General features: G+C 73.3%; 2 protein-coding genes and 1 pseudogene. All 3 read right to left on the bottom strand.

The genetic code is table 11. The annotated features are described in order from the left end of the window. Positions 1–457 (bottom strand): annotated as a pseudogene (locus tag ABZ281_RS44580) (ribonuclease E/G); the annotation flags it as partial. A 261-nt stretch (positions 458–718) separates the two neighbouring features. Next, complete coding sequence (locus ABZ281_RS44575) at positions 719–1,501, bottom strand: TIGR03936 family radical SAM-associated protein (RefSeq protein WP_356664007.1); 783 nt, start codon at positions 1,499–1,501, stop codon at positions 719–721. A gap of 48 nt (positions 1,502–1,549) precedes the next feature. Then, positions 1,550–2,755 (bottom strand): hypothetical protein, encoded by a 1,206-nt coding sequence (locus ABZ281_RS44570; protein ID WP_356664006.1) that lies wholly within the window; start codon positions 2,753–2,755, stop codon positions 1,550–1,552. Positions 2,756–2,918 lie beyond the last annotated feature (163 nt).

The raw sequence follows: 2,918 nt of genomic DNA, 5'->3' as shown, positions 1-2,918 counted from the left end.
GCCGGGTGCGCTTGGGAGCCGCGTCCTCGGTCACATCGTCGGACGCGGCGGGCGAGACGGCCTCGGCCGGCTCGGAGTCGGCGGGACTGCCCGAGGCCGCCGTGACCACGGTCTCGGCGGCCTCGGCGGCCTCCGGAGCGCCGACGGGCGCGGAAGCGCGGCGCACGGCGCGACGCCGCTTGGGCGGGGCCGGCGCGGCAGCCTCGTCGCTCTCGGGAGCCTTGTCCGCCTCGGCAGCTGCTTCCCCGACCTCGTCGGCCTTTGCGAGGTCAGTCGCGAGATCCTCGGCCTCGGCGGCCGGTATGGCCGGCGCAACGGTCTCCACCGGCGCGTCGGAGGAGGCACCGGTGGGTGGTCCCGCCGGGCGGGACGCGGCACGCCGCCGCCGGCGGGGCGGCAGGGTGTCGCTGGGAGTGTTCTGTTCGGAACCCTCTGTGGGTTCGGTCGGTTCGAGCATGCGGGCTTATCTCCCGTCAGGCTCCCGGGCGCCGCGCCTGGTCCGGCGATGCCGGTGACGTCCGCGGCGCGCGCTGTGCGCGTTCGCCGCCGTCCGGGGCGCGGGCGCCGCACGGGAGCTCTCTGTGTCCTGTCTCGCCGGTTCCGTACGCCGAATGCGTACGGCCTGGCGAAAGTCTTCTGGGTCGGTGCGCTGCCCGACCCAGGTGGCTCCCGAGTCCGAGGGCGGCGCTACGACGTCCGTCCCTACGCGGGACCTTCCTTACGCCGACGCCGTCGCGGCGGCAGTCGGTTCGGCCGTTGAGTGGGCCTCGACTGCCTCGCGGTCGGGCGCGAGCGGGTCGGTCACCGTGCCGGTCTCTTCATCGAACAGCCCCTGCGCCAGCCTGGTCACCGCAGCGGGGACCGGCGGCGCCAGGTCGGCCACGGCGCGGAGACCGGACAGGACGTCGTCGGGTCGTACGGCAGGCGTCACGTGCCGAACAACCAGCCGCAGTATCGCACAGGGCTGGTCGGTCGGCCTATCAGGCTGCGAACTGTGCGTTTCCTCCGGGCCGCGGACCTTCAGGCTCGCAACCGCGGAGCGGGCGTCGAACGTACGGACGCCGTTTTTGGCGAGGCGCTGGACCTCGACGGTCTCGGCCGCGTTGAAGGCGTCCGCCGCTCGGCGGGCCTCCTCCGGCGGTACACCGTCCAGCCGGAGCTCCCAGACGGAAGCCGTCAGCCGGTCGGCGAGTCCCGAGGTGCGGGCCTCGACCGCCTCGGTGATGTCGAGCCCGGTGGGCAGCGACTCGTCGAGGAGGGCTCTGAGCTGCTCCGGGTCGCGCGGCGCGGTGAGCGCGATCTCCAGGTATTCCGCCTCACTGCCCGTGCCGGTGGGTGCGGCATTGGCGTACGACACCTTCGGGTGTGGTGTGAAGCCCGCCGAGTAGGCCATCGGCACCTCGGCACGGCGCAACGCACGCTCGAAGGCGCGCTGGAAGTCACGGTGGCTGGTGAACCGGAGGCGGCCGCGCTTGGTGTAGCGCAGTCGGATGCGCTGCACCGCGGGTGCGGGCGGCGGGCCTTCGGGCTGTCGCTTGCCCAGTGTCGTTCAGTCCTTCGTGAGAGCGGTCGTACTGCTACCAAGAGTACGTGCCTCGGGCCCCGATGGTTCCCTCCGGCCGACCGACCGCGGCTGCCGCGGCTCGCCGAAGAGCATCCGCCGGAAGTCGGCGCGGGCCTGACGTACGGACTCCCGGGCGGCGGCCAGCGCCTGCCGGGTGGCCCGTCCCACGCTGCGGGCGGCCTCGGCCGCGGGCCGCAGGACGGTGTCCCGCACGACGTGCCCGACGGGCGTCAGCACGCTGCGGTACACCCACCGCACCGGTTCGACGAAGATCCACCGGAGGAGGGTGCCGAGGAAGCGCCCGACGGCGAGCGAGATGTGCCCGGCGACGCGCCAGGCGTGGCCGAGGGCGTCCCACACCTCCCGGCCGATGACGGCCAGGACGCGTCCGACCGGCGTGAGGACCCAGCGCCAGAGGGCGAGCGCGGGCAGGACCAGCAGGATGCGGGCGATCCAGTAGAAGGCCGCGCCGATGCCGGTGACGATCAGGCTCACCAGCCACACGAGCCCCTTGGCGCACCAGACGATCGCGCGCCCGACGGGCGCGAGCACCCAGGTGTACAGCCAGACGGCCGGTACGACGACGAGGTACCTCGCAAGCCGGGCCAGGACCGTCCAGACACCGATGCCGAGCGCGGCGAGCCCGGCGCCGAGCCCTTTCAGGACCCACGCGATTGCGTGCCCGACGGGCGCGAGCAGGTGGGCGTACACCCAGCCGAGCGCGGTTCCCGCGCCCCTCGCGAGCCAGGCGACGGCCGCCCCGACGCCCCGGGCGGCCCACGCGAGCGCGTGCCCCACCGGTGTCAGGACGTAGCGGTACAGCCAGACCAGAGGCACGACGAGGAGGACGTTCCCGAGCCATCCGAGTGCCTTGCCCACGGGGACGGCGACATAGCGCCACAGCCCCACGAACGGCCAGACGAACACCGCCCGTCCGAGCCACAGCAGCGCCCGGCCGAGCGGCCGCAGCAGTGCGTCGTTCAGGAACCGGCCGATGACGACGAGCGCGTCCCACAGCATCCGCACGGGAACGACCAGGACGAGCACGATGATCCGCACGGGAATCCGGATCGCGACGGCGAGACACCCCTCGGCCGCCTCCGGCTCGCGCCGGACCTGCGGCTCGACCGGCCGTTTGCGCAGATCGACCCGTGTCTCGGAACTCTCGCGGGGATGCTTCTCCAGATCCATACCGTCGTAGACGCCTTCAGTGGCCCGTCCGGATCCAGCACCGCACAACCCCGCCCCGTTCTGCCGCGATTCCTCCACTCGGCCGCAAGATCATAGGGCTCACGCGGGGGCGATCCGCGCCTGCTCCAGCCGGTCCTCCGGCGCCCGCGACCGCAGGAACTCC

The sequence above is a fragment of the Streptomyces sp. NPDC006265 genome (assembly GCF_040613555.1).
Classification (GTDB): domain Bacteria; phylum Actinomycetota; class Actinomycetes; order Streptomycetales; family Streptomycetaceae; genus Streptomyces.
The sequence above is the reverse complement of the archived record's forward strand: the minus strand, read 5'-3'. Positions and strand labels throughout refer to the sequence as shown.

Excerpts from the sequence above, each read along its gene's own strand:
- ABZ281_RS44570 (WP_356664006.1), bottom strand. The coding sequence starts at position 2,755 with ATGGATCTGGAGAAGCATCCCCGCGAGAGTTCCGAGACACGGGTCGAT.